The sequence below is a fragment of the Kitasatospora herbaricolor genome (genome assembly GCF_030813695.1).
In the GTDB taxonomy this organism is placed as follows: Bacteria; Actinomycetota; Actinomycetes; order Streptomycetales; family Streptomycetaceae; genus Kitasatospora; species Kitasatospora herbaricolor.
Window position 1 is genome coordinate 1,893,148 of sequence record NZ_JAUSVA010000002.1, and the last position, 20,125, is coordinate 1,913,272.

At 76.3% G+C, this 20,125-nt stretch carries 19 protein-coding genes; 10 read left to right on the forward strand and 9 right to left on the reverse strand.

Going from position 1 to position 20,125, the window contains the following annotated elements:
• Nucleotides 1–35 precede the first annotated feature (35 nt).
• On the forward strand, nucleotides 36–476 hold the full coding sequence (locus tag J2S46_RS08600) for an ArsR/SmtB family transcription factor (protein ID WP_191292367.1): 441 nt from the start codon (nucleotides 36–38) through the stop codon (nucleotides 474–476).
• A gap of 21 nt (nucleotides 477–497) precedes the next feature.
• Here J2S46_RS08600 and J2S46_RS08605 read toward each other — a convergent pair whose 3' ends face one another.
• The 4 genes from J2S46_RS08605 to J2S46_RS08620 all read right to left on the reverse strand — a co-directional run bounded on the left by J2S46_RS08605 (nucleotide 498) and on the right by J2S46_RS08620 (nucleotide 8,545).
• A complete protein-coding gene (locus J2S46_RS08605) occupies nucleotides 498–1,313 on the reverse strand; it encodes a metallophosphoesterase (protein WP_191292369.1) in 816 nt (271 codons plus the stop codon).
• A gap of 75 nt (nucleotides 1,314–1,388) precedes the next feature.
• Nucleotides 1,389–5,978: a hypothetical protein gene (locus J2S46_RS08610; RefSeq protein WP_191292371.1), complete on the reverse strand. Its 4,590-nt coding sequence runs from the start codon at nucleotides 5,976–5,978 to the stop codon at nucleotides 1,389–1,391.
• A 103-nt stretch (nucleotides 5,979–6,081) separates the two neighbouring features.
• Nucleotides 6,082–6,954 (reverse strand): hypothetical protein, encoded by an 873-nt coding sequence (locus J2S46_RS08615; RefSeq protein ID WP_191292373.1) that lies wholly within the window; start codon nucleotides 6,952–6,954, stop codon nucleotides 6,082–6,084.
• 43 nt (nucleotides 6,955–6,997) lie between these two features.
• Nucleotides 6,998–8,545 carry a hypothetical protein gene (locus tag J2S46_RS08620; protein ID WP_229913082.1) on the reverse strand — a complete coding sequence of 516 codons (1,548 nt, stop codon included), beginning with the start codon at nucleotides 8,543–8,545 and terminating at the stop codon, nucleotides 6,998–7,000.
• A 422-nt stretch (nucleotides 8,546–8,967) separates the two neighbouring features.
• Here J2S46_RS08620 and J2S46_RS08625 point away from each other — a divergent pair, with 422 nt between their 5' ends.
• Nucleotides 8,968–10,455: a pyridoxal-phosphate dependent enzyme gene (locus J2S46_RS08625; RefSeq protein ID WP_191292375.1), complete on the forward strand. Its 1,488-nt coding sequence runs from the start codon at nucleotides 8,968–8,970 to the stop codon at nucleotides 10,453–10,455.
• Here J2S46_RS08625 and J2S46_RS08630 read toward each other — a convergent pair.
• Nucleotides 10,430–10,792 (reverse strand): hypothetical protein, encoded by a 363-nt coding sequence (locus J2S46_RS08630; protein ID WP_191292377.1) that lies wholly within the window; start codon nucleotides 10,790–10,792, stop codon nucleotides 10,430–10,432. The genes J2S46_RS08625 and J2S46_RS08630 overlap by 26 nt on opposite strands.
• 125 nt (nucleotides 10,793–10,917) lie before the next feature.
• Here J2S46_RS08630 and J2S46_RS08635 point away from each other — a divergent pair, with 125 nt between their 5' ends.
• The 5 genes from J2S46_RS08635 to J2S46_RS08655 all read left to right on the forward strand — a co-directional run bounded on the left by J2S46_RS08635 (nucleotide 10,918) and on the right by J2S46_RS08655 (nucleotide 15,202).
• Nucleotides 10,918–11,949 (forward strand): IPT/TIG domain-containing protein, encoded by a 1,032-nt coding sequence (locus J2S46_RS08635; protein WP_191292378.1) that lies wholly within the window; start codon nucleotides 10,918–10,920, stop codon nucleotides 11,947–11,949.
• Between the two features lie 171 nt (nucleotides 11,950–12,120).
• Complete coding sequence (locus J2S46_RS08640; protein ID WP_307349335.1) at nucleotides 12,121–12,765, forward strand: hypothetical protein; 645 nt, start codon at nucleotides 12,121–12,123, stop codon at nucleotides 12,763–12,765.
• A 150-nt stretch (nucleotides 12,766–12,915) separates the two neighbouring features.
• Complete coding sequence (locus tag J2S46_RS08645; RefSeq protein WP_229913083.1) at nucleotides 12,916–13,692, forward strand: LamB/YcsF family protein; 777 nt, start codon at nucleotides 12,916–12,918, stop codon at nucleotides 13,690–13,692.
• 62 nt (nucleotides 13,693–13,754) lie between these two features.
• Nucleotides 13,755–14,345, forward strand: a complete 591-nt coding sequence (gene pxpB / locus J2S46_RS08650) for a 5-oxoprolinase subunit PxpB (protein WP_229913096.1) — start codon at nucleotides 13,755–13,757, stop codon at nucleotides 14,343–14,345.
• Nucleotides 14,342–15,202 carry a 5-oxoprolinase subunit C family protein gene (locus tag J2S46_RS08655; RefSeq protein WP_191292379.1) on the forward strand — a complete coding sequence of 287 codons (861 nt, stop codon included), beginning with the start codon at nucleotides 14,342–14,344 and terminating at the stop codon, nucleotides 15,200–15,202. The genes pxpB and J2S46_RS08655 overlap by 4 nt, the downstream gene beginning before the upstream one ends.
• 26 nt (nucleotides 15,203–15,228) lie before the next feature.
• Here J2S46_RS08655 and J2S46_RS08660 read toward each other — a convergent pair whose 3' ends face one another.
• The gene (locus J2S46_RS08660; RefSeq protein WP_191292380.1) at nucleotides 15,229–15,984 is read right to left on the reverse strand and encodes an alpha/beta fold hydrolase; all 756 of its coding nucleotides are present in this window, start codon (nucleotides 15,982–15,984) and stop codon (nucleotides 15,229–15,231) included.
• Nucleotides 15,985–16,092: 108 nt separating this feature from the next.
• On the opposite strand from J2S46_RS08660, the gene J2S46_RS08665 reads away from it, so the two are divergent.
• Nucleotides 16,093–16,644, forward strand: coding sequence for a PadR family transcriptional regulator (locus J2S46_RS08665; protein ID WP_191292381.1), 552 nt, complete (start codon nucleotides 16,093–16,095; stop codon nucleotides 16,642–16,644).
• A 72-nt stretch (nucleotides 16,645–16,716) separates the two neighbouring features.
• Here J2S46_RS08665 and J2S46_RS08670 read toward each other — a convergent pair whose 3' ends face one another.
• Nucleotides 16,717–17,211, reverse strand: a complete 495-nt coding sequence (locus J2S46_RS08670; RefSeq protein WP_268255719.1) for a MarR family winged helix-turn-helix transcriptional regulator — start codon at nucleotides 17,209–17,211, stop codon at nucleotides 16,717–16,719.
• Nucleotides 17,212–17,321: 110 nt separating this feature from the next.
• On the opposite strand from J2S46_RS08670, the gene J2S46_RS08675 reads away from it, so the two are divergent.
• Nucleotides 17,322–17,819, forward strand: a complete 498-nt coding sequence (locus J2S46_RS08675) for a cupin domain-containing protein (protein WP_191292383.1) — start codon at nucleotides 17,322–17,324, stop codon at nucleotides 17,817–17,819.
• 101 nt (nucleotides 17,820–17,920) lie between these two features.
• On the opposite strand, the gene J2S46_RS08680 is transcribed toward J2S46_RS08675, so the two are convergent.
• Both J2S46_RS08680 and J2S46_RS08685 read right to left on the reverse strand, forming a co-directional pair.
• Nucleotides 17,921–18,535 carry a DUF4396 domain-containing protein gene (locus J2S46_RS08680; protein ID WP_191292384.1) on the reverse strand — a complete coding sequence of 205 codons (615 nt, stop codon included), beginning with the start codon at nucleotides 18,533–18,535 and terminating at the stop codon, nucleotides 17,921–17,923.
• 180 nt (nucleotides 18,536–18,715) lie between these two features.
• Nucleotides 18,716–19,090 (reverse strand): PH domain-containing protein, encoded by a 375-nt coding sequence (locus tag J2S46_RS08685; protein WP_191292385.1) that lies wholly within the window; start codon nucleotides 19,088–19,090, stop codon nucleotides 18,716–18,718.
• A 118-nt stretch (nucleotides 19,091–19,208) separates the two neighbouring features.
• Here J2S46_RS08685 and J2S46_RS08690 point away from each other — a divergent pair, with 118 nt between their 5' ends.
• Nucleotides 19,209–19,898, forward strand: coding sequence for a class I SAM-dependent methyltransferase (locus tag J2S46_RS08690; protein WP_191292386.1), 690 nt, complete (start codon nucleotides 19,209–19,211; stop codon nucleotides 19,896–19,898).
• Nucleotides 19,899–20,125: the final 227 nt, after the last annotated feature.

The window sequence follows — 20,125 nt, forward strand, 5'->3', positions numbered from 1 at the left end:
GAGTCCTACTCCGACAACCGTCGTACCATGACGGCATGACCGGAGGAACCGAGCGGCCGAGCGACGACCGAACCGCCCCCGCACCGCAGGCCGCGACCGCCGTCGCCCCGGCGCCGGCGGAGGGGCCCGCCCCCGCGCTGCCCGCCCCCGCACTGCCCGAGCCTGCCCCCACCGAGATCAGGCTGGAGGCCGTCCTGCACGCCCTCGCCGATCCGGTCCGGCTGCGGATCGTCCGCGACCTGGCCGACGGCCACAGCGAGATGTCCTGCATCGCCTTCAACCTGCCGGTCACCAAGTCCACCAGTACCCACCACTTCCGGGTGCTGCGCGAGGCCGGGGTGATCCGCCAGCACCGGCGCGGGACCGCCCGGATGAGCACCCTGCGGCGGGAGGACCTGGCCGCGCTCTTCCCCGGGCTGCTGGACAGTGTGCTGGCCGCGGTCGGCCGGCAGCCGGTGGGCCACCCGCCGGCCTGACCGCGCCCGGACCCGGCGGCCTCAGACCACCACGCGGTAATGGGTGGTCAGCCGGCCCGTGTCGTCCAGCACATGGAAGGCGATCACCGGCGGCTGGTCGAAGGCGATCCCGGGGCCGCCCTCGCAGGGCAGCGTCACCGTGGAGACGACGCCCGGTGCCACCAGCAGCGGCAGGCCGGCGAAGGTGGTCGCGGCCCCGGTGTGGGCGTGCCCGCAGAGCAGCGCGGCGACCCGCGGATTGCGGGACAGCACCTCCGCCAGCCGCTCCTCGCCGTGCTGCCGGATCCGGTCCACCCACGGCAGGTGCAGCGCCACCGGCGGGTGGTGGAAGGCCACCAGGGCCGGCTCGTCCTGCGGGCCCTCGCCCAGCGTCCGGTCCAGCCAGTCGAGGGTCCCGTCGTCCAGCAGGCCGTCGTCCCGGCCGGGGATGGACGAGTCGCAGAGCAGGAAGGTCACGCCGGGGAGCCGGCGGACCTGGTTGACCGGCCGGTCCGGGTCCTGGCTGCCCTGGCCGTCCTCGCCGTCCTGGCCGTCGCCGGCCGCCGGGCCGAGCAGCCCCCGCCGGAAGGCGGCCCGCCGGTCGTGGTTGCCGGGGCAGGTCAGCACCGGGTGCGGCGAGACCAGCAGCTTCGCCGCCTTCTCGTACTCGGCCGGGGTGCCGTGGTCGGCGATGTCGCCGGTCACCAGGACGGCGTCCAGCGGCCCCGGCAGACCGTTCAGGTACTCCATCACGCGCTCGGCCCGGACGAGCGCCCTGGCTCCGCCGTCCCGGCGGCCGAGCCGCCCCGCCTGCTCCTGGCCGATGTGGATGTCGCTGAGGTGAGCGATGGTCAGCATGGCCGCCACCCTAGGACGGGGCGGGCGTCCCGGGAAGGCGTCCGGGAGGCACCGGGCCCTGCCCGACGGCGGAGGTCAGGACGGGGGGGCCGGAACCTCGGCCGGACGCTTGAACATCCGGGTGGCGGTGATCTCGCCGTGGATGGCAGGGCCGTCCGGGTCCTGCGGGGCGGGCAGACCGGGGCGCAGGTGCTCCTCGACCGAGATGTACTTCAGGCCGGCCCGCAGGTCGGCGTCGTTGCGCAGCCGGATCACCAGGGGGAACTCGGCCAGCGCCGTGGTGTCGAACAGGCCGGTGGTGTAGATCAGCTGGACCCCGAGCGCGTCCGCCACGGCGCGCTGGAGCTCCAGCAGGTACGTCGCGTTGGCCCGGCCGATCGGGTTGTCCAGGAAGAGCGTCCCGGCGTGCCGGAGCTGGGACTGGCCGCGGTCGTTGGCACGCAGCGCGGCCATCGTGCAGTAGAGCGCGATGGCCGCGGTGAGCAGCTGGCCGCCGGAGAAGACGTCGGACATCTGGCCGACGCCGACCCGCTCGGCCCGGAGCACCGCGTCCGGTTTGAGGATCTCGACGCTGACGCCCTTGGGGCCGATCGCGGCCGCCACGCCGCGCAGCAGCAGGGACATGCCGTCCCGGCGCAGGTCGCTGTTCTTGCGGACGGCGGCGCTGGTGGCCTCGTCGATGACCTCGCCGAGCCGCTCGGCCAGGACGCTCTGGTCCGGGTCCTCGAAGCGGATCCGGAGGAACTCCTGGCCGGACCACTCCCCCAGGCCCTCGGGCAGACGGGAGAGCCGCTGGGCGGCGCGCAGGGTGGCGAGGGCGCTCTCGACCAGGCCGCGCAGGCGGTCGACGATGCTGCCGCGGTTGCGCTCCAGCTGCTCCAGCTCGTCGGTGAGCACCCGCAGGCGGGGCGCGAAGGCGGTGGCCCAGGCGGCGGCGTGGTCGGGCAGGGCGGCTGCGGGCAGCTCGCGGATCTGCTGGCGGGCCGGGGTGCGGACGGCCTCGTAGCGGGCGGCGTTGGCGTGCCGGATCAGGCCGTCCGAGGCGTCGCGGACGGCGAGTTCGGCGGCGGACAGCTCGGTGGCGGCGGTGCGCAGCGTCCGGCGGGTCTCGGCGGCGGCGGCGCGGGCCTCGGCGAGGCTGCCCAGGTACGGCTCGGCGTGCTGCTCGGGCTCGTCCGGGTGCTCGCGCAGGCCGTCCCGGAGCTGGGCGGCGGCCTCCTCGAAGTCGGCGGCGCCGCTCTGCGAGGCCTGGTGGGTGCGCTGCAGGTCGGCGAGTTCGGTGCGGGCGCTCTCCAGTCGTTCGCGCCGCTCGGCGAGGCGGGTGGTGGCGGTGCGCAGCAGCGTCTGGGCGTGCTCGGGGTCGGTGGGGACGAGGTCCTCGGGCAGCTCGGTGTGGGCCTCGCCGGTGGCGGGGGCGGAGCGTTCGGCCTCGCCGCGCAGGCGGCCGAGTTGCTCGCTGGCGGTGGCGGAGCGGGCCTCGATGGTGGCGACCAGCTCCTCCGCGCGGGCGGCGGCGGCCTGGCGGGCCGGGCCGTCGGCGCCGTCGGGGCTGGCGAGCAGCTCCTCGGCGCGGCTGCGGACCTTGTTGGTGAGGCGGTCGAGTTCCTTGGCCGAGGCGGCTTCGTCGCTCTCGGCGCGGGCCTGCTCGGCGCGCAGGTCGGCGCCGACGCCGACCTTCTCGTACAGCTGGGAGGCGGCGCGGTAGGCCTCACGCAGGGCGGGCAGCGAGGCGGGGGCGCGGTCGGCCGGCTCCGCGGCGTCGGCGGCCTCGGTGGTGGAGAGTTCGGCGCGTTCGGCGCGCAGGGTACGGGTGGTGCGGCGGGCGTCGTCGGCGGCGCGCTGGGCGGCGCGGCGGTCCTCGTCGCAGGTGCGGGCGCGTTCGGCGCAGACGGCCTGGCGGCGGTCGCACTCGGTGGCGTCCTCGGCGAGTTCGCGCAGGCCGCGGGTCCAGTTGGCGCGCTCGCGCAGCCGGAAGGCGAGACCGGCCAGCGCGTCGGCGCGGCGGCGGGTCTGCTGGGCGGCCTCGCGGTGCTCCTCGTGGGTGGCGGCGGCGGCCGCGTGGTCGTTCTCGGCCTCGGCGTGCTCGGCGCGCAGGGTGGCGAGTTCGGCGGCGGCGGCCTCGGCCCTGACGGCGGACTCCTCGGCGGCGGCCGCGAGTTCGGCGAGGGTGCCGGGCGGGCACTGGGCGTGCCAGGAGGCGAGGCGGGCGGCCAGCGCCCGGTCGCCGCCGAGGCGGGCGGCGAGTTCGCGGATGTGCTCCTCTCGGGCGGTGGCGCGGGCGCGCAGTTCGCGGCGCTCGCCGTCGGCCGCGCTCTCGTCGTGCATGGCGGGGTTCGGCGGCACCAGGAAGAAGGCCGGCGCGCCGGTGATGGGGGCGATCAGCGCGGCGGCCGTGCCGACGGCGACGGTGGAGCGCGGCAGCAGGGCGGCGGCCTGCAGGGCCTCGCGGGCGCGGTCGAGGGCGCCGGGGTCGGTGACGACGACGCCGTCGACGAGTTCGGGGCGGGCGGCGAGGATGTCGTCGTGGTCGGCCGGGTCGACGGACTGGGCCAGGTAGCGCCAGCCGGGCAGCGCCGGGACGCCGTGCTCGGCCAGGAACTCGACGGTGGCGAGGACGTCCGGGCCGGGCGGGAGCAGACCGCCGTCGCCGAGGGCGGCGAGGATCCGGGAGTCGTCGGCGGCGGCGGTGCGCAGGTCGAAGAGGGTGCGCTCGGCGGTGGCCACGGACTGGTCGAGCAGTTCGCGCAGCGCCTCGGCGGAGCGGTCCAGGGCGGCGGGAGTCAGGAAGCCGTCGGCCTCCTCGGCGCCCTCCTGGTAGGGGTGGAGGGAGAGCAGTTCGGCGAGCCGGGGTTCCGCGGCGAGCAGGGCGGCGGTGCGGCGCTCGGTGGCGAGCGCGGCGGCGGCGGCCTTGCGGGCGTCGCCGGCGCGGGAGGCCGCGAGGTCGGCGCGGGCCTCGGCGGCGGCGGTCTCGCGGACCAGCGCGGCGGCCTGCTCGGCGGCCGTCCTGGCCTTCGCCAGGGCGGCGGTGGCGGCCTTCTCGGCGTCGGCGGCGTTCAGGGCGGCGCGGGCCGGGTCGGCCTCGCCGTCGGCCATGGTGTCGGCGTCGGCGTCGATCCAGCCGGAGGCGACGGCGGCCTGGGTCTCCTGCTCGACCTCGGCGAGGCGCTGGCGCAGGTGGTCGGCCTCGCTGCGGGCCTTCTGGGCGGCGGTGGCGGCGGCGGTCGCGTCGGCCTGCGCCTTGGCGCCGTCGCCCTGCAGCTCGCCGGCCCGCAGTTCCTCCTGGTCGGCGCGCTCCTCGGCGGCCAGGGCGGCGCTCTCCAGGGCGCGGGCGAGGGCGCCGGCGGCGCGGGCCCGGGCGGCGAGGGCGGGGGCGGCGTCGAGTTCGGCCTCGCGGATGGCGGCGGCGACCCGCGCGGCGCGGTCGGCGGCGGCGCGGTGGCGCAGCACCGCCTCGGCGGCCTGCCAGGCGGAGTGCAGGGTGCGGGCCTCGATGAGTTCGCGGCGCAGGGCGGCGGCCTCGGTGGTGGCGGCGGCGAGGCCGAGGGTGGCGTGCCGGTGGGTCAGCTCGGCGGTGATCAGGGAGTGCCGGGTGCGGTCGCTCTCGGCGGCGGTGACGGCGCTCGCGGCGGCGGCGACCTCGACGGCGAGGTCGTGGGCGCGGTCGCGTTCGGCGGCGCTGCGGGAGGTGAGGGCGTGGGCGAGGCGGCGGGTGCGCCGCTCGGCGCCGCGGTGGGTCTCGCGGACGGACTCGCGGGCGGCGGTGGCCTCGACGATGCGCTGGAGCAGGTCGAGCGAGCCGCCCGTGAAGTCGCGTTCGGCGGTGAGTTCGGAGCGGCGGCCGAGCTTGGCGGCGAAGCCGTGCACCAGGTCGGCGAGGCCGTCGGTGTCGCGGGTGTCGGTGACGGCGCGCAGCAGCAGGTCGGTGAAGTCGGAGTCGTGCTTGACCGCGAAGAGGCCGGCGGCCTCGCCCTCGTCGGCGTTCATCTCGCGCTGGTAGCGGAACAGCTCGGGGTCGAGGCCGAGGTCGCCGAGGTGTTCGGTCCAGCGGTCGTGGCCGTCCTCGAAGGTGAGGTCGAGGTAGGGGTGGGTCTTGCCGGCCTCGGTGAGCGCGTCGCGGAAGCCCTTCATGGTGCGGCGGCGGCCGCGGGCGCGCTGGTCGCCGGCCAGGCTGATCCGTTCGGCGACCGGGAGCGAGTCCAGGGTGAGGCCGGGGCCGGGCCGGAAGGAGTACCAGGTCTCGGCGAACTTGCGCGGGTCGGAGGAGACCTGGCGGCCGCGCCATTCGCTGACCTTGCCGACCACGATCAGCTCGCCGGTGACGGTGTGCTGCCACTCCAGGGCGACGTGCCCGCAGTCGTCGGCGAGCAGGAACTTGCGCAGCACCCCGGAGCTGGCGCCGCCGAGGGTGTTGCGGTGGCCGGGGAGCATCACCGAGAAGATCAGCTTGAGCAGGACGGACTTGCCGCCGCCGTTCTCCAGGAAGAGGACGCCGGCGGGGGCGGGGCGGCGCTGCGGGCCCTCCGGCTCCTCCCCGAAGAGGCCGGGCTGCTGGGGTGCGGGGTCGGCGACCGGCTCGCCGACGCCGCGCAGGTCGAGCACCGTGTCGGCGTAGCGGGCGCCGGCCGGTCCGATGGAGTACAGGCGGACCCGGTTGAGCTCGTACATGTGCGGCGGTTCTCCAGTGCGGGCGGTTCGGGAGGAGCGGGCGGTTCGCGGGGTGCCGGGGCGGGCGGTTCGCAGGGTGCCGGGCGGGTGCCGGGCGGTGGGGTCAGAGCGAGTGGAAGGGCAGGCCGGCGTCGGCCACCAGCTCCTCGCTGTGGTCGGCGGGCAGCAGGGTGGCGCTGCCGTCGCTGACCGGGACGACCCCGAGGTCCAGCAGTTCGGCCATCGCGCCGCTGGCCGCGAGGTCCCGCACCTGGAGCTGGTAGCGGGCGGTGGTGCGGTAGGTGCCGCCGGCGTCGTCGGCGGTCTTCTGCAGGAAGCCGGAGTCGACCAGGAAGAGCACCGCCTTGCCGACGATGCCGATGGTCGAGCCGGAGAGCCGGCGGGCGTCCTTGGTGGCGCCGGTGGCGGTGCGCCGGGCCCAGACCCGCCAGGCGGCCTCCAGGCCGGGGGCGTCGCTCTGCGGGTCGGTGTTGTCGCCGACGGCGTCGGCCTGCTCCTCCAGCCGGCGGCAGGCCTGCCGGACGAAGGCGTCGACGCCGTTGACGGTGATCCGGCCGAGGTAGCCGTCGTCGGCGAGGTCCTCGGGGCGGGGGAAGGCCATCGCGGCGACGGCGAGGTGCGCCAGGCCGTGCAGGAACCGGTCGGTGGACTCGGAGGCGGCCCGGCGCGAGTAGTCGCCCATCCGGACGGCGAAGACCGAGTCCTCGGCGGCGGCGACCGCCATGCCGGCCCGCGCGGACACCTCCAGCACCACCAGGCCCATGCCGGTGGCGACCGCGTCGGCGAGCCGGGCGAACGGCGGGTCCTCCCGGTGGCGGCGGACCAGTTCGGCGTACTCGGCGTCGCGCGCCGGGAGCAGCTTGGCCTGCAGGCCGAAGGAGACCAGCCGGGCGGCGTCCGCGACGTCGGCCGGGGTGAGCGCGGCCGGGGCGGGTTCGGCCTCGGGCGCCCAGGGTGCGTCGTGGTGGGTCGTCACGGGCGGTGCTCCTCGGGGTGGTTCGGCGACTGGCGGTCCGTCATCAGCCGGCGTCCTTGCGATCGGCGGCCATGCCCGCGGCGTCGAGCAGGGCGTTGCCGACGATCAGGTCGGCGCCGCCGAACTCGACGTCCCGCAGCTGGGTGCCGTCGTCGACGGCGAAGAGCAGGCGCTCCTCGCCCTGCCGGTAGGCGGTGCCGACCGGGGGGCTGGCCGCGTGCACGGCGAGCAGGGCGACCAGGTACGGGAGTTCCGGGTCCTGTCTGCGGGCGTCGGCGAGCAGGCCGGAGAGCCGGCGGGGGGCGTCGCTGGGCAGGTCGAGCAGTTCCAGGGCGGCCTCCAGCTGGGCCTCCGAGAAGCGGCTGTCGTCGGGGGTGGCGACGAGGTCCGGGTCAGGGAGCTCGGCGCCCAGGTGCTCGCGCTCGACCGGCGGGGTGAGCAGCAGGTCGACCAGGTCGGTGACCCGGACCGAGGTCGGGGTGCGCAGGCCGGTGCCCCGGGCGAAGAAGGCGTCGGTGGGGCGGACGGCCTGCTCGACGGGCAGCCGCAGCAGCGGGGCGAGCAGCTGCCCGTACAGGTCGATGCCGGTGCGGACGCCCGGGGAGGCGAAGGCCTGGCGGTCCTGCTCGGCGCGGAACAGCGGGCCGGCCTCCAGCAGGCGGGTCTGCAGCTGGGTGTGGCGGCGGATGCAGTCCTTGACGATGTCGACCAGCTCGGCCGCCCGGCGCTTGTGCTCGGCGCCCTCGGCGGTGTGCGGCTCGCTCTCGTCGCGGACCTTGCGGATGTTGGTGAGGATCGCGTTCTCGTGCCGGTAGCGGTCGGCGATGTGGTCGAGCGCCTCGTCGATCAGGTCGGGGACGGCCTGCATCCAGTCGACGGCGCGGACGTTGCGGCGGGTGGCGTCGAGGGCCCGGCGCAGCGTCTCGGCGTACTGGACGGTGCGGTAGCGGGCCTGCTCGGCGGCGAGCTGGGCGTCGGCCAGGCGGCCCCGGCGGATCAGCACCTCCAGCTTGACCTCGGCGGCGATCTGGGCCGAGGTGACGTCCGTGTCCAGCGCCCCGACCAGGACGTTCACGGCCTCGTCGGTGGTGCGCAGGTAGACGCCGCCGTCGGGGCCCGGCACCTCCTCGATCAGCTTGAAGTCGTAGTCCCGCCGGACGTACTCGCCGTCCGGGCCGAAGGTGCCGTACACCGCCCGGAAGCCCCGGTCGACGCTGCCGACGTTGATCAGCGACTCCAGCACCCAACGGGCCACCCGCTCGTGCTCGGCCGCCGGCCGCGGCGGGTTCTGCGCGGCGACCCTGGGCAGCATCCGGCCCAGCACTATGTCGCGGTCGGCACCGGTGTCGAAGTCCATGTGCAGGGTGACCAGGTCGATCGCGGCCAGGCCGACCTCCGCCATCGCGTACCCGCCGTACTCGCCGGCCAGGTTCACCTTGCGGTTGTCGAGGTCGTGCAGCGGCGCGGTGCAGGCCAGTGCCTTGAGCCGGCGGGCGAGGCCCTCGTCGGCGGCGGGGCCGGGCGCGGGCCGGGCGGCCCCGGCGGGCGGCCGGAGCCCGTGGTCGGTGGGCTGGTCTGCGATGGCGGTCACGGTGGACAAGATTAGAGGTTCGCACCGACAACGACCGAAACGGGACTTCCGGGAGGAGTCGGACGACGGGCGGCGGGGCGCTCGCAGGACGGGCGGCGGGGTGCCCGGACGACCCACGGCGGGGCGCCCGCGGCGGGCCCGTACCGCCCGGCCACGCCGCGCGGGGCTCCGGGAGGCGGCCCGGGAGCGGCCGGGAGCGGGCCGCGGGCCGGCCCCGCCCGGTGCCGGCGGGCCCGGCCGGGCGGTACGGGTGCCCGGGGGCCGGGCCACCCGCGTCGTCGGCCGCGAGCGGCGCCGTTCGCCCGCGCGGCGGGCCGTGCTGCGCATACGGTGGGCCCGACGGCCGGCGCTCGGCCGACGGCCCCGCCGGCGCTGTCCGGCCCCGGGCCGGTTCCGCCCGCTCCGCAGGGAAGGAGGCCGCCGTGGCGGTCTACGAGTCGGTGGTCGACGCGATCGGCGGGACGCCGCTGTTCCGGCTGGCCCGGTCGGGGGCCGGGATCGCCGCGCCGGTGTACGCCAAGGCGGAGTTCCTGAACATCGGCGGGAGCGTGAAGGACCGCGCCGCGCTGTCGATGATCGAGGCGGCCGAGCGGGACGGCCTGCTCCGCCCCGGGGGGACGATCGTCGAGGCGACCTCCGGCAACACCGGGATCGGGCTGGCGATCGTCGGCCGCGGGCGCGGCTACCGGGTGATCGCCGGGGTGTCCGACCGGTCGGCGCGGGAGAAGTCCGACATCCTGCGGGCCTACGGCGCGGAGGTGGTGACCGCCCCGACGGCGCTGCCGATCGAGCACCCGGACCACCTGTTCAACGTGGTGCGGCGGCTCACCGAGGAGATTCCCGGCGCCTGGCTGGCCAACCAGTACGACAATCCGGCCAATCCTGACGCCCATGTGCGGACCACCGGCCCGGAGGTCTGGGAGCAGACCGGCGGGCGGGTGACGCACTTCGTGGCCGGCGTCGGCACCGGCGGCACGATCAGCGGCACCGGGGCCTACCTGAAGGAGGTCTCCGGCGGGGCCGTCACGGTGGTCGGGGCGGACCCGGAGGCCTCGGTGTACGGCGGCGGGGACGGCAGCCCCTACTTCGTGGAGAGCATCGGCCACTTCGTCCACCCCGGGACGGCGGAGGACCGCTGGCCGGAGTCCTACCGGCGCGAGGTGGTGGACCGCTTCGAGCGGATCCCGGACCGGGAGTCGCTGCTCACCGCCCGGCGGCTGGCCCGCGAGGAGGGGCTGCTGGTCGGCCCCTCCTCGGGCACGGCGGTGGCGGCCGCGCTGCGGCTGGCGCGCGAACTGGGCCCGGAGGACCTGGTCGTGGTGCTCCTGCCCGACTCCGGGCGCTCGTACCTGTCGAAGGTGTTCAGCGACGACTGGCTGCGCCGGTGGGGCTTCCTGGAGGAGCCGCAGGACGACGGGCCGACCGTCCGCGCCGCGCTCGCCGCCGCGCCGGACCCGTCCGGCCGCCGGCTGGTCACCGTACCGTCCGACGCCTCGCTGGCCGAGGCGCTGGTCCTGCTGCGCGGGGCCCCGGGCGGGGTCGCGCCGGTGGTCACGGCCCGGCCGGCCAGGCCGTACGGGATCAGCGCCACCGAGGTGCTGGGGTCGCTCTCCGCGCGGACGGTCGGGCGGGCGATCGCCGAAGGCCGGGCGCTCCCGGCGGACCCGGCCGGCGACCGGCTCGACCCGGCCCTGCCGACGGTGGGTGTCGGCGAGTCCGTGGCGGCCGCCTCGGCGGTGCTGGGCGCCGGGCACGAGGCCGCGGTGGTACTGCTGGACGGGCGGGCCGTCGGCCTGGTCCACCGCTCGGAGCTGGCCGGGTCAGGCTCCGGGAGGCCGGCGCACGACGCGCCCGCCGACGGGAGGCCGGCTGCCGGGGAGCCCGTCAGCAGTACGTCCGGGCCTTCTTGACGGCGGGTTCGGCCTGGTGGGCGTCGAAGGTCACGGAGATCATCTGCTGCGCCTCCCGCAGGGTGTCGGCGAGCGGCTGGTACTTGGCGTCCGCCCTGGCGGCCGCCCTGGCCAGCTCCTCGGCCCCGGCGAGGCGGGCCGTCGCGATGTCGAAGGCCTGCTCGCCGTCCGCCTTGCTGTCGGGCATCGTCGCCGGCAGCAGGTCCACGGCGGCGCAGGCCAACTCGGCGTCGGTGCCCCGGACCTTGCCGGACGCCGCCCCCGACTGACAGGCCGTCAGGGCCGTCAGGGCCAGCAGCAGGCCGGCCGCGGCCACGGCTTTGGTCGGACGCCTCATCAGTTCTCCCCCGCTCGAATACTTCCGGCCATCCTAGGGAGCTTCGCCCAGGGGGCGTAGGTCCGATCCCGGCCAGCTTGCGCGAAGCGGCAGTCCGCCCCTCCGGCCGTCACCATGATGTCGATATGATCATCAAACTGGCAAAGGCAGGTCTCGCCGCGGCGCTGGCCCTCACCTCCCTCAGCGCCGCCGGAGCCACCACCGCCTCGGCCGCGGGCCCCGTGCAGGGCCCCGACCTGGCGGTCTCCCAGAGCGGCAACTACCCGATCTTCCCGATCGACAACACCAACATGAGCGTCACCTGGAAGTCCGCGGGCACCGCGGACGTCACCGGCGCCACCCACCTGACGGTCGAGCTGCCGCCCGGGGTGACCACCGACGGCGCGCTGATGTACTCGGTCCCGCCGGACTACACCTTCACCCAGACCGTCTCGGCGGACCGGCGCCGGCTGGAGGCCACCTTCGAGGGCACCCGCCGGCCCGGGCGCAGCGACTTCATGAAGCTGCAACTGGGCACCCACGGCACCGTCCGCCCGTCCGGGACGATCAGGGTGACGGCCTCCAACCGGGACGACGCCGACCTGTCCGACAACGTCACCAGCTACGCGATCGGCGTCGGTCCGATCGCCTCGGCGACCCCGGCGGCACCGGCCGTGACCGCGATCGACACCACCACCGGACCAGCCGCCGGCGGCGCCGCCGTGACGGTCACCGGGACGGCGCTCGACAACGGCTTCGTGCTCTTCGGCGACCGCCCCGCCACGGGGAGCTGCACCAGCACCTCGTGCACCGTGACGGCGCCGGCCGGCGCGGGCAGCCTGCCGGTCACCGTGGTCACGCCGGGCGGCCACGCCGACGCGCCCGCCCTCTTCGGCTACCTCGGCACGCCGCCCGTCCCGGCCGCGCCGGTGGTGACCTCGATCGGCACCGCGACCGGCGGCCCGGCCGCCGGCGGCACCAACCTCACCGTCTTCGGCACCGGCCTGACCTACGGCACGGTGGCGTTCGGCGGCGTACCGGCGACCCACGTCTCCTGCGGCCCGACCGCCTGCACCGCCGTCTCCCCCGCCGGCACCGGCACGGTGGACGTGACGGTGACGACGCCCGGCGGCACCAGCACGCCGGTCACCGCCGACCGGTTCACGTACACCGCCTGAGTCCCGCACGCTCCTGCGCCTCCCCGGTGCCCGGTCGGCCGCCCGCCGACCGGGCACCGGCCCGTCCGGGCCCGCCGCCTCCAATGTTGAACACGTTCAATTCTGGGTCTAGAGTCGGTGCCGCACGGGTGGGGAGAAACGTCACCCGTCCTTCCGCCTGGGGGTACGCAGATGAGCAGGACGCCGAACGAGACCGAGCACGCCGCGCTGCGCACGGTCCGCCGCCGGCTCTGGATCTTCGTGGTCTGCCTGGTGCTCAGCGGCCTGACCGCCTTTCCACTGGAGACCGAGACCCGCTGGCTGGCCGACTTCGCCACCGGCCCGGCCGCCTCCGTCAGCGAGCGCCTCCCCGGACTCCTGGCGAAGCTGCTGCAGGTCCGCGACGGCATCGCCGACACCAACCACCGGTACCCCTTCCTGGCCTACGGCACCGACTGGCTGGCCTTCGCCCACCTGGTGATCGCGGTGGCCTTCTGGGGGCCGATCAAGGACCCGGTCCGCAACGTATGGGTGGTCCGGTGGGCCGTCATCGCCTGCGGCGCGATCATCCCGCTGGCACTGGTCTGCGGGCCGCTCCGCGGCATCCCGCCGTACTGGCGATTCATCGACATGTCGTTCGGTGTGATCGGCGTGATCCCGCTGCTCATGGTGCTGCGCGGGATCCGCGCGATCGAACGGATCCAGGAGCGGGACGCCGAGCGGGCCAACGAACGGGACGGGGAACGGGACGCCGGGCGCGGGATCGGGCAGGGCACCGGGCGCGACCGCGGCCGGGAGGCCGGGCAGCCCGCCGCCGGCACCGCCGCCACGGCCTGACCGACCACCGGAGGCCGTCCCGCTGAGCCAACCGGGGGAACCCTCCGACGCGCCCGCCCCAGCTGCCTCCCGGCGTCCGGGTCAGGTGCGTCGGGCGTAACGAGCAGGCCCTACCATCGCCCTGAAGAGCTGACGGGAGGCGGAACGGGCGTGGCCGATACGGTGATCGATCTCAATGCGGACCTCGGAGAGGGCTTCGGTCGCTGGACACTGACCGACGACGAGGCCCTGCTGTCGGTGGTGACCAGTGCCAACGTCGCCTGCGGGTTCCACGCCGGGGACCCGTCGACGATGCGCCGGGTCTGCGCGCTGGCCGCCGAACGCGGCGTCCGGATCGGCGCCCAGGTCTCCTACCGCGACCTGGCCGGATTCGGCCGCCGGGCGATGGACGTCCCGCCGGAGGAGCTGGCCGACGAGATCGCCTACCAGATCGGCGCCCTGCAGGTGTTCGCCCGGGCGGCCGGTTCGCGGGTCTCGTACGTGAAGCCGCACGGCGCCCTCTACAACCGGGTGGTCGCCGACTCGGAGCAGGCCGAGGCCGTCGTGGCCGGCATCCTGCGGGCCGGGGCGGTGTGCGACGGCCCGCTGCCGGTGCTCGGCCTGCCCGGCTCCCGGCTGCTCGCCGTGGCGGAGGGCGTCGGACTGCCGGTCGTCGCCGAGGCCTTCGCCGACCGCGCCTACACCTGGGCCGGCACGCTCGTCCCCCGCCGGGACCCGGACGCCGTGGTGCACGACCCGGAGGCGGTGATCTCCCGCGCGGTCGGCATGGCCCGCGACGGCCTGGTCACCGCCATCGGCGGCGAGCCGGTCGCGATCGAGGCCCGTTCGCTGTGCGTGCACGGTGACACCCCCGGCGCCGCACAACTCGCCTGGCGGGTACGGGGAGCGCTGGCCTCGGCCGGCATCCGGGTCGAGGCGTTCAGCTGAGCGCCGGCCGCAGCGGCACGGACCGCCCCGGGCCGACCGTCCGCCGGGCCGGCCCGCGGGCGCTGCTCGCCGAGGTCGCCGACACGGCGCAGGCCGGTGCGCTGTACGCCTGGCTGTCCGGGCTGCGCGAGGCCGGGGAACTGCCGGCGGTGGCCGAGATCGTGCCGGCCGCCCGGACCGTCCTGCTGGACGGCGCCGAGGACGTCCGGGCGCTGACCGCCCTGCTGGCGACCTGGCGGCCGGCCGGCGGGTCCGGCCCCGAGGGCCCGCTGGTGGAGGTCCCGACCGTCTACGACGGCGCCGACCTGGCCGAGGTGGCGGAGCTCTGGGGCGTCTCCCCCGAGGCGGCCGTCCGGATCCACACCGAACCGCGGTACCGGGTGGCGTTCTGCGGTTTCGCCCCCGGCTTCGGCTACCTGACCGGCCTGCCCGAACGGTACGGGGTGCCCCGCCGGGCCACCCCGCGCACCTCCGTGCCGGCCGGGTCGGTGGCCCTGGCCGGCCCCTGGACGGGGGTGTACCCGCGGTCCTCCCCCGGCGGCTGGCAGCTGCTCGGCCGGACCGGACTGACGCTCTGGGACACCGCACGCGACCCGGCCGCCCTGCTGGCGCCGGGCGTCCGGGTGCGGTTCACCGCGGTGCGGCCCGGATGAGCGCGCTGGCGGTGGTCCGCCCCGGGCCGCTGACGACGGTTCAGGACCTCGGGCGGCGCGGCGTCGCCCACCTCGGGGTCCCCCGGGCCGGCGCCTTGGACGAGCCAGCCCTGCGGGCGGCCAACCGGCTGACCGGCAACGACCCGGACACGGCAGGACTGGAGACGACCGTCGGCGGGGTCGCCCTGCGGGCGCTCGGGCCCCTCCTGCTCGCGGTCACCGGCGCCCCCGCGCCGGTACGGGTGGACGGGCGGCCCGCCGCCTGGGGCGCCGCACTCGCCGTCCCGGACGGCGCGCTGGTCGAGGTGGGCGCGGCCACCCACGGGGTCCGCAGCTACCTGGCCGTCGCGGGCGGGATCGCCGTGCCGCCGGTGCTCGGCAGCCGTTCGGCCGACCTGCTGTCCGGCCTCGGCCCGCCGCCGCTGGCCGCCGGCACCGTCCTGCCCGTCGGGCCGCCGCCGGCCCCGCGGCCGCGCCCCGAGCTGGTCCCGCTGCCCGCGCCCCCTACCGAGCTGGTGCTGCGCCTGCACCTCGGCCCCCGGGCCGACTGGTTCGAGCCGGGGGCGGTGGCCCGGCTCGCCGGCGACCGGTACCGGGTGGCCGCCGCCAGCAACCGGATCGCCCTGCGCACCGAGGGCCCGCCGGTCGACCGGGCGCGCAGCGGTGAACTCCCCAGCGAGGGCATGGTGCTGGGCGCGGTCCAAGTCCCCCCGGACGGCCGGCCGGTGGTCTTCCTGGCCGACCACCCCACCACCGGCGGCTACCCCGTGGTCGGCGTGGTGCCGCCCGCCGACCTGGCCGCGGCCGCCCAGGCCCGGCCGGGCACGCCGCTGCGCTTCGTGCTGCTGCGCGGCTGAACCCCGCCCGGGGGCCCGCCCGTTGGTCAGGGGGCGAGCGACCCGGCGACCGCCCGGACGAATCCCTCGGGGTTGTCGATCATGATGTTGTGCCCGCAGTCCGGCACCGCGGTCACCCGCACGCCGGCGCCGCGCAGCCGCGCGGCGCCGGCCGGTTCACCGTCCGGGGCCGGGTGCAGGAAGGTCCGTGGGACCCGCAGGTCCAGCAGCAGCTCGCGCACGCCGCCCCGGGCCAGGTGGACGGCGCTGCGGTGCAGCGCCTCGGGGCCGGCGAGCCGCATCGTGGCCCACCAGAACGGGCTCACCGACTCCCGCACCTCGCGCCGGCCGCCGTTCAGGAACTCCTCCTCGGTGAAGGTGGCGATGCCGCTGCTGCCGGACCGGCGGGACGGGGTGGCGGGGTCGAGGTTGGCGTCCACCAGGACGAGGGCGGAGACCAGGTCCGGGTGGCGGGCGGCGAGGTGCACGGCGACGGTGCCGCCCATGCTGTGGCCGATCACTTCGGCACCGGCCACGCCGGCGGCGCGCAGGGCGACCGCCAGGGCGTCCGCGTGCGCCTCCATGGTGTACGGGAAGTCGGTGGGGCGGTCGCTGAGGCCGAATCCGAGCAGGTCGGCCAGCAGGGAGCGGCGGCCGGACAGCACCGGATGGGCGGCGGCGGCCGCGAAGTAGGCCGGCGAACTGGCGCCGAGGCCGTGGATGTACACCCGGGCCGGTTCGGCGCCGGGGAGCTCCACCCACCGCAGCCGGTCGCCGCTCGGGGTCACAGGGGTGTGCCGCATGGCCGTCTCTCCTCCAGGTCGTGGCGGGGGTCGCCCCGGCACCATACCTCGATGCCGAGGTATAGCGAACCCGATATACGAAGACCGGAGTTCTGGAAGAGTGGAGCCATGCTGAAGCTCGCCATCCTCGGACTCCTCCACGAGCGGCCGCTGCACGGCTACGAGCTGCGGCGCCATCTCACCGCGCTCACCGGCCACGTCCGGCCGATCAGCGACGGCACGCTCTACCCCGCGATCAAGCGCCTGGAGGCCGACGGGCTGCTCGTCCGCGAGACCGAGCCGGGCGCCACCGCCGCACCGCGCCACACCCTGCACCTCACCGAGGAGGGCCGGGCGGCCCTGACGGACCGCCTGCGCACCCCCGAGGACCTCGACATCAGCGACGAGAACCGCTGGTTCACCGTGCTGGCCTTCCTGCGCCACCTCGACGCACCCGCCGAGCAGGCCGCCGTGCTGCGCCGCCGGCTGGCCTTCCTCCAGCAGCCCGCCAGCTTCTTCTACGACGGCGAACGCCCGCTCGGCGCGGAGGAGTTCGAGGACCCGTTCCGGCGCGGCGTGCTCCTGATCGCCCGCGCCACCACCCAGGCCGAACTCACCTGGCTGGCCGCCACCCTCGCCGAACTGGACGACCGGGCCGAGGACCCGCGGCCGGAGGTCTGAGACCGGGGGCGGAACACCCCCCGGCCGCGCCCGGCCCACCGCCCCGCCGTGGCCGGCGGGCACCCGGGGGGTTCACGACCCGGCGGGCCCCAGGCCGTCCAGCAGCTTGCGCAGCATGGCGTCGAGGGCGGCCCGTTCGGCGCCGGTGAGCGGGGACAGCAGCCGCGCCTCGTTGGCGGCGTGGTCGGTCATCGCCGCGTCGACGGCGGCCCGGCCGGCCTCGGTGAGGGCGATCCGGAAGCTGCGGCGGTCCCCCGGATCGAGCCGGCGCTCCACCAGCCCCGCCGACTCCAGCCGGTCGAGACGGCTGGTCATCCCCGCACGCGACAGCATCAGCGCCGCCGCCAGCACGGACGGGGTCAGCACGTACGGCGCCCCGGAGCGGCGCAGCGCGGCCAGCACGTCGAACTCCCCGCGTTGCAGCCCGTGCTGCTTGAACACGTCGTCGACCGCGCGCCCCGCCAGCAGGGCCAGGCGTCCGATCCGGCCGGCGGTGCCGACCGCCGACAGGTCCAGGTCGGGCCGCTCGGTCCGCCACTGCTCCACGATCACGTCGACCTCGTCCATGGCACGCATGCTATTCGACAGGTGATAGTTCTCGCATCTGATAGTTCGACGCAGTACTATCAACCACGGAACGATTCACCTGGGTGACACCGGAGAAACGGGGAACCACCATGTCGCTGATCGGGCACGAGGCCGTACTGGTGCGGAGCGAGGAGGCCGAGACCCTCGACCTCGGCGGGACGACCGCACGACTGCTGGCCGACGCCGGCGCCACCGGCGGCGCCCTGAGCACCCTGCGGGTCACGCTCGCCCGCGGGGCCGACGGCGCCTCACCGCACTACCACGGCGGATCCTCCGAGCTGTTCTACGTGACCGACGGCGAACTCCAGGTGCTGGCCGGGGAGGAGGTCGTCACCGCCCGGGCCGGCGACCTGCTGGTGGTGCCGCCCGAGCTGCCGCACGCCTTCGCCGCCCCGTCGTCCTCGGGGGCCGACCTGCTGATCGTGATCACACCCGGCGTGGAGCGCTTCGAGTACTTCCGCATCCTCGAACGCCTGCGCCGGGGCGAGGCCACCCTGGAGGAGCTGCTCGCGACCCAGGACCGCTTCGACAACCACTTCCTGGACTCCCCGACCTGGCGCGCGGCCCGCGGGGCGGGCGAGGCCTAGGGCCCGATCCGGCGCACCCCGGCCCGGCCGGATCGGGCCTCGCGGATCGGGCCGGGCGGATCGGGCCGGGCCGGAGCTTCCCGGGAGGCGCCGGCCGGGCGTCAGTGCTGGTGATGGGCGTGCACCACGGCGTGGCCGCGACCGCGGGCGATCATCCAGCGGTTCACCGGGACGGTCAGCACGAAAGCGAGCGCCAGCGAGCCGGCCAGCGCGGCCCAGAACAGCGCGTTGCCGAGACCGGCGTCCATCGCGCCGGGGACGGTGACCATCACGGTGTTGTCGATCAGTTCCATCACCAGGATCGACACGGTGTCGGCGGCCAGCGCGACCTTGACGGCCCGGCGCACGGGCAGGCCGGCCTTCAGCACTCCGCGCATGGTGAGCGCGTAGCCGAAGCCGAAGGCCAGCGCGATCGACAGGACCACGGTGGCTCCGCCCGGCAGGCCGAGGGCCGTACCCAGGATCATGCCGAGCACCTCGCCGATCGCGCAGCCGGTGAGGCAGTGCAGGGTGGCCTGCACGGCCGTCCGCCAGCCGGCGTCCCCGGCCGGGCCGTGGCCGGCGCGACCGGCATGCCCCCGGTGGTGGACGTGAGCCCCGTGGGCGTCGTGGCCGCCGTGACTGCCGTGGCCGCCGTGATCGCCACCGTCGCCGTGGGCGTGGCGGGTTCCGTCGGCACCCTGGGTGCCTGCTGCGTGCTGCGCGGGGTCTGCCATGTCGTCCTCCGCCGGTGCCGATGCCGAATGCCGATGCGCCGCCTGTTCCACGGCTCGTCGATGCCAACAATATACCCCCAGGGGGTATTTCCGCTTCGTCATTCCCCCGCGCCGGGACCCTCGCGCCGGGACCTCGCACCGGCCACCCGCTCGCCCGGCGGGCCGCCCGGCGGGGAGGGCTCAGGCCGGACGGCCCAGTGCCGCCAGAAAGTCCTCGGGCCGCTCCAGACTCAGCCGCAGTTCGCGCAGCCGGACCGGCACCAGTGCGGCGGTGGCCCGGCAGCGCGGCTCCACCCGCAGCAGCACCAGGCCCCGCGCGGAGCCGTTCACCAGCCACCGCCCGCCGAAGCCGTGCACACCCCAGCCGGGGACCGGGCCGGCGTCCGCCCGGGCCGCCGCGATCGAGGACAGCGGTATGACGGCCCGGAAGGCCCACCCCATCCGGACGGTGAGCAGCCCGCCGTCGACCACCGCCCCCGACCGCGCGGGGCCCGTGCCGCAGCACACGGCGATCGGCCTGAACCAGCTCTCGTACGACAGCGCGAATGGTGACATCCCGTCAGCATCGCACGCGGCACCGGCCCGTCCGGGTACGACCGGAAAGCATCCTCACGCCTTCCCGACACCGCCGCGAGGCCTTCCCGTCGGCCGGCCCCCGTGCTCCGATGGGGCCATGAGCGAAGAGCGACGCAAGGGCTACCAGGGGACCGGGCCCGGGGCGATCACGCCGGACGGCTGCGCGGTGGAGGTCTGGGAGCGGCTCCCGGTGGGGGACGAGCCGGAGGTGATCGCCCGGGCCGCGCCGGCCGGGGCGAGCATCCTGGAGCTGGGCTGCGGGGCGGGCCGGGTGACGCACCCGCTGGTCGGCCGCGGTTTCGAGGTCACGGCCGTGGACGAGTCGGCCGAGATGCTGGCGCGGGTCCGCGGCGCCCGGACGGTCCGCAGCCCGATCGAACGGCTGGACCTCGGCGAGCGCTTCGACGTGGTGCTGCTCGGCTCCTTCCTGGTGCACGCGGGCGATCCGGAGGTACGCCGGGGCCTGCTGCGGTGCTGCCTGCGCCACGTCGCCCCGGACGGTGCCGTCCTGATCCAGCGCGAGGGCGCGGACTGGCACAGCAGGCTGCCCCGCGAGCGCAGGATCGGCGACGGACTCTCCCGGGTGGTGTCCGCGGAGCCGGCCGGCCCCGGGGTGAACGCCGTCCACGTCGAGTACGTCTTCCCGGACGCCCGGTGGACCCAGACCTTCCTCTCCCGGCCGCTCACGCCCGAGGCCTTCGAGCTGGCGCTCACCGAGTGCGGGCTGCGGGTGGACGACTACCTGACGGAGGACGGGACCTGGGCCCGGGCGGTGCCGCTGCGCTGAGCCCCGGGCGGGAGCGGCCGGGCGGGAGCGCCCCGGCGGCGACGGGCTCAGGCGCGGGCCGGCCGGCAACCCGCCGCGCGGCCACGGGAGCGAGGCGGAGCCGCCCGGGGGCGGAAGATTTCCCGACACCTTCACCGCGTACTATCGGGCCGCGCCGGGCTGCGCGCGGCGCCTGCGCCGGGCGGTGGGCCCGGCCCCGGCATGCACGGAGGTACGCCACGTACGCG